General features: G+C 64.4%; 5 protein-coding genes. All 5 read left to right on the forward strand.

Going from position 1 to position 5,690, the window contains the following annotated elements; genetic code table 11:
• The first annotated feature begins 23 nt into the window (after positions 1 to 23).
• Entirely contained in the window at positions 24 to 1,625 is a 1,602-nt protein-coding gene (locus U5782_RS40970; protein WP_415914501.1) for an ABC transporter substrate-binding protein, read from the forward strand.
• 129 nt (positions 1,626 to 1,754) lie between these two features.
• Entirely contained in the window at positions 1,755 to 2,768 is a 1,014-nt protein-coding gene (locus tag U5782_RS40975; protein ID WP_322049576.1) for an ABC transporter permease subunit, read from the forward strand.
• Between the two features lie 6 nt (positions 2,769 to 2,774).
• The gene (locus tag U5782_RS40980; protein WP_322049577.1) at positions 2,775 to 3,692 is read left to right on the forward strand and encodes an ABC transporter permease subunit; all 918 of its coding nucleotides are present in this window, start codon (positions 2,775 to 2,777) and stop codon (positions 3,690 to 3,692) included.
• A 2-nt stretch (positions 3,693 to 3,694) separates the two neighbouring features.
• Positions 3,695 to 4,693: an ABC transporter ATP-binding protein gene (locus U5782_RS40985; RefSeq protein WP_322049578.1), complete on the forward strand. Its 999-nt coding sequence runs from the start codon at positions 3,695 to 3,697 to the stop codon at positions 4,691 to 4,693.
• A partial coding sequence (locus U5782_RS40990) for a peptide ABC transporter ATP-binding protein (RefSeq protein WP_322049579.1) occupies positions 4,690 to 5,690 on the forward strand: 1,001 nt, incomplete at its 3' end. The genes U5782_RS40985 and U5782_RS40990, both read left to right, overlap by 4 nt.

Genomic DNA, 5,690 nt, shown 5'->3' on the forward strand with positions numbered 1-5,690 from the left:
ACAAACTGTTGCGTGCAGCACGAATGACGTCTCTCGTGGCGCTCGCAGCGGCATCGATTGCAGGAGCCCCGCTCGCGCACGCTGCGGGCAGCATCCCGAACAAGACGCTGGTCTACTGTTCGGAAGGCAGCCCCGCAGGCTTCGATCCGGCGCAGTACACCACCGGCACCGACTTCACCGCGAACACGTTCACCGTCTACAACCGCCTCGTCGAATTCGAGCGCGGCGGCACCAAGGTCGAACCGGGTCTCGCGCAATCGTGGGATGTTTCCGCCGACGGCAAGACCTACACGTTCCACCTGCGTCACGGCGTGAAGTTCCAGACCACCTCGTTCTTCAAGCCCTCGCGCGAGTTCAACGCCGACGACGTCGTGTTCTCGTTCCAGCGCATGCTCGACCCGAACCAGCCGTTCCGCAAGGCGTACCCGGTGTCGTTCCCGTACTTCACCGACATGGGCCTCGACAAGCTGATCGCCAAGGTCGAGAAGGTCGATCCGTACACCGTCAAGTTCACGCTCAACGAGCCGAACGCGCCGTTCATCCAGAACATGGCGATGGAATTCGCCTCGATTCTCTCGGCTGAATACGCGGATCAGTTGATGAAGGCCGGCAAGGCCGCCGACATCAACCAGAATCCGGTCGGCACGGGCCCGTTTATATTCAAGAGCTACACCAAGGACGCAACGATCCGCTTCGACGGCAATCCGGACTACTGGAAGGCTGGCGAAGTGAAGATCTCGAAGCTGATCTTCTCGATCACGCCGGACGCCAGCGTGCGCGTGCAGAAGCTCAAGCGCGACGAATGCCAGGTGATGAGCTATCCGCGTCCGGCCGACATCGCGCCGCTGAAGGCCGATGCCAACATCGCGATGCCGTCGCAGCCGGGCTTCAACCTGGGCTACCTGTCGTACACCGTGACGCGCAAGCCGATGGACAAGCTCGAAGTGCGTCAGGCGCTCGACATGGCGATCAACAAGAAGGCGATCATCGAGTCGGTGTACCAGGGCGCAGGCCAGGCCGCCACCAACCCGATGCCGCCGACGCAATGGTCCTACGACAAGAGCCTCACGGCGCAGCCGTACGACACCGCGAAGGCCAAGGCGCTGCTCACGAAGGCCGGCTTCCCGAACGGCTTCGAGATGACGCTGTGGGCGATGCCCGTGCAGCGCGCCTACAACCCGAACGCGCGTCTGATGGCCGAAATGATCCAGGCCGACTGGGCCAAGATCGGCGTGAAGGCGAAGATCGTCACGTACGAGTGGGGCGAGTACATCAAGCGCGCGCACGCGGGCGAGGACGACTCGATGCTGATCGGCTGGACCGGCGACAATGGCGATCCGGACAACTGGCTCGGCACGCTGCTCGGCTGCGAGGCCGTGAACGGCAACAACTTCGGCAAGTGGTGCTACAAGCCGTTCGACGATCTGATCCAGAAGGCGCGTCAGACTTCGGACCAGGCGCAGCGCACCAAGCTCTACATGCAGGCGCAGCAGATCTTCGCGCAGCAGATGCCGTTCTCGCCGATCGCGCACTCGACCGTCTATCAGCCGGTCAGCAAGAAGGTGATCGACATGCGTATCGAGCCGCTGGGCTACGCGCGTTTCGACGGCGTGAGCATGCAGTAATCTGATGACAGGCAGTCGTTCGTCCGGTTAGGACATACTTACCAAACCGTTCGGATAAGGTCCGGCGACCGGGGTCACGAGCCCCTGTCGCCGGTTGCGTTTCCATTCAAGCTTTTGGGGGAACACCACATGTTCCGCTTTGTATTGCGCCGCATCGGCATGGTGATACCCACCTTTATCGGTATCACGATCCTCGCGTTCGCACTCATCCACCTGATTCCGGGCGATCCCATCGAAGTGATGATGGGCGAGCGCGGCGTCGATCCGCAAATGCACGCCGACGCGATGCACCGCCTCGGGCTCGACGAGCCCCTGCCGATGCAGTATCTGCACTACGTCGGCCACGCGCTGCAGGGCAATCTCGGCACCTCGATCATCACCAACACGAGCGTGATGGGCGAATTCCTCGCACGTTTTCCGGCCACCGTCGAACTGTCGATCTGCGCGCTCATCTTCGCGCTGGCGATCGGCCTGCCCGCGGGCGTGTTCGCTGCACTGCGGCGCGGCACCGTGGTCGATCACGGCGTGATGGGCACGGCGCTCACCGGCTATTCCATGCCGATCTTCTGGTGGGGCCTCATCCTCATCATGGTGTTCTCGTCGAAACTGGGCTGGACGCCGGTGTCCGGGCGCATCGCGGTGGAGTTCGATATTCCGCACGTCACGGGCTTCATGCTGATCGATTCGCTGCTGCCCGGCACCGATGAAGGTTCGTTCAAGTCCGCGCTCTCACACCTGATCCTGCCCGCGATCGTGCTCGGCACGATCCCGCTCGCGGTGATCGCGCGTATGACGCGTTCGTCCATGCTCGAAGTGCTGCGCGAGGACTACATCCGCACCGCGCGCGCCAAGGGGCTCTCGCCGCTGCGCGTGATCGTCGTGCATGCGCTGCGCAATGCGCTGATTCCCGTGGTGACCGTGATCGGCCTGCAGGTCGGTACGTTGCTTGCGGGGGCGGTGCTCACCGAAACATTGTTCTCGTGGCCCGGCATCGGCAAGTGGCTGATCGATGCGATCAGCCGCCGCGACTATCCGGTGGTGCAGGGCGGCATTCTCATGATCGCGACCCTCGTGATCCTCGTGAACCTGGTCGTCGATCTGCTGTACGGCGTGCTCAATCCGCGCATCCGCCACACGAGGTAACCAGTCATGGCAGATATCCAAAACACTCTCCCCAAGGCGGTCACGCCGCCTTCGGGCCGCGCGCTCGTGCTGCGCGAATTCTGGGCGAACTTCTCGCGCAACAAGGGCGCGGTGGCCGCTGGCGTGATCGTGCTGCTGCTGATCGTCGTCGCGATCTTCGCGCCGGTGCTCGCACCGCACAGCCCCATCGAGCAGTACCGCGACTATGTGAAGATTCCGCCCGCGTGGCTCGACGGCGGCAACTGGAAGTTCATTCTCGGCACCGACGAGGCGGGCCGCGACATCCTCTCGCGCCTGATGTACGGCGCGCGCCTGTCGCTGTGGATCGGCTGCGTGTCGGTCGTGCTCGCGCTGATTCCGGGCATCGTGCTCGGGCTCGTGGCCGCGTTCTTCGAGAAGTGGGCCGATACGCCGATCATGCGTCTGATGGACGTGCTGCTCGCGTTGCCCTCGCTGCTGCTGGCTGTGGCCGTGGTGGCGATCATCGGCCCGGGCCTGACCAACACCATGCTCGCGATCGCGATCGTGGCGCTGCCGGGCTATGTGCGTCTGGCGCGCGGTTCGGCGCTGGGCGAACTTCATAAGGAGTACGTGACGGCGTCGCGCGTGGCCGGTGCCGGCACGCTGCGGCTGATGTTCTCGCAGGTGCTGCCCAACTGCACGGCGCCGCTGATCGTGCAGGCCACACTGGGTTTTAGCTCGGCGATTCTCGATGCGGCCGCGCTCGGCTTTCTGGGCCTGGGCGTGCAGCCGCCCGCGGCCGAGTGGGGCGCGATGCTTGCCTCGGCACGCGACTATATCGACAGCGCCTGGTGGATCGTCACGATGCCGGGCCTCTCGATCCTGATCTCGGTGCTCGCGATCAACCTGCTCGGCGACGGGCTGCGCGACGCCCTTGATCCCAAGCTGAAACGGATGGCCTGAACATGAAGCCAGAACTCCTAACCATCCGCAATCTCGCGGTGAACTTCAACGGCCTGCCGGCCGTGGATCGCGTGAATCTCTCCGTGGCGCCGGGCGAAGTGCTCGGCATCGTCGGCGAATCGGGCTCGGGCAAGAGCGTGACGATGATGGCGCTGATGGGCCTGATCGACGCGCCCGGCAAGGTCACGGCCGACGCGGTCACCTTCGATGGCCGCGATCTGCTCAACGCCACCGGCCGCGAGCGCCGCCGCATCGTCGGCAAGGACATCGCGATGGTGTTCCAGGACGCGCTCACGAGCCTGAACCCGAGCTACACGGTCGGCTACCAGATCAAGGAAGTGCTCAAGCTGCACGAAGGGCTGCGCGGTTCGGCGCTGCATGCGCGCGCGCTCGAGCTGCTCGACCAGGTGGGCATTCCCGATGCGAAGAACCGCATCGACAACTTCCCGCACCAGATGTCGGGCGGCATGAACCAGCGCGTGATGATCGCGATGGCCGTGGCCTGCAACCCGAAGCTGCTGATCGCCGATGAACCGACGACGGCACTCGACGTGACGATCCAGGCGCAGATCATGGAACTGCTCGTGCGCCTGCAGAAGGAGCGCGGCATGGCGCTCGTGCTGATCTCGCACGATCTGGCCGTGGTGTCGGAAGTCGCGCAGCGCGTGGCCGTGATGTACGCGGGCGAGATCATCGAGACCAACCGCGTGCCCGATATCTTTGCGAAGCCGCATCATCCGTACACCGAAGCATTGCTGGCTGCGATTCCCGAGCACAACCAGGGCGCGGCGCGCCTGGCGGCGCTCTCGGGCATGGTGCCGGGGCGCGACGATCGCCCGAGCGGCTGTCTCTTTGCGCCGCGCTGCAAGTATGTGGTGGAGGGCTGCAACAAGGCGCGTCCTTCGCTTGATGCGCTTGCCGGCGGCAATGGCTACGCGCAGGTGCGCTGCATCAAGCCGCTGAACGTGGCGACTGAAACCCTGAATGGAGGCGCGCGATGAACGCAGTCCAGCAATCCGCGACTCAGCAGGATGACGACAAGGTCCTCGTCGCGCACGATCTGAAGAAGCACTACACGGTGAAGCGCGGCATGTTCGGCACGGGCACGGTGAAGGCGCTCAACGGCGTGTCGTTCTCGCTGGAACGTGGCCGCACGCTCGCGGTAGTGGGCGAGTCGGGCTGCGGCAAGTCCACGCTCGCGCGCCAGCTCACGATGATCGAGCCGCCGACCTCGGGCTCGCTCACCATCGACGGCGAAGACGTGGCGAACGCGGGCAAGGACAGGATCGCCGCGCTGCGCCGCCGTGTGCAGATGGTGTTCCAGAATCCGTTCGCGTCGCTCAATCCGCGCAAGACCGTCGAGCAGACCCTGGGCGAGCCGCTTGCGATCAACACGCAGCTCACCGCGAGCGAGCGTGCAGACCGTATCGCGCACATGATGCGCATCGTGGGCCTGCGGCCCGAGCATGCGAAGCGCTATCCGCATATGTTCTCGGGCGGGCAGCGTCAGCGTGTGGCGATCGCGCGCGCGATGATTCTCGATCCGCAGATCGTGGTGGCCGACGAACCGGTCTCAGCACTCGACGTGTCGATCCAGGCGCAGATCCTGAATCTGTTCATGGACCTGCAGGAGCAATTCCGCACGAGTTATGTGTTCATCTCGCACAACCTGGCTGTGGTCGAGCATGTTGCCGATGACGTGATGGTGATGTACCTGGGCGGCGTGGCGGAGCTGGGCGACAAGAAGACCGTGATCGGACGGCCGCGCCATCCGTACACGCGCTCGCTGCTCTCGGCCACGCCCGCGATCTTCGAGGAAGACCGCCGCGTGAAGATCAAGCTCGAGGGGGAACTGCCTTCGCCGCTGAACCCGCCGTCGGGCTGCACGTTCCATCAGCGTTGCCCGTATGCGGTCGAACGTTGCCGCAAGGAAGTGCCGGTACTTCGCGAAGTGGATGGGCGTCAGGTATCCTGCCATCGTGCAGAGGAGGTGGGGGA

Origin of the sequence: Paraburkholderia sp. J67, from assembly GCF_905220265.1 — a bacterium.
Taxonomy (GTDB): Bacteria; Pseudomonadota; Gammaproteobacteria; order Burkholderiales; family Burkholderiaceae; genus Paraburkholderia.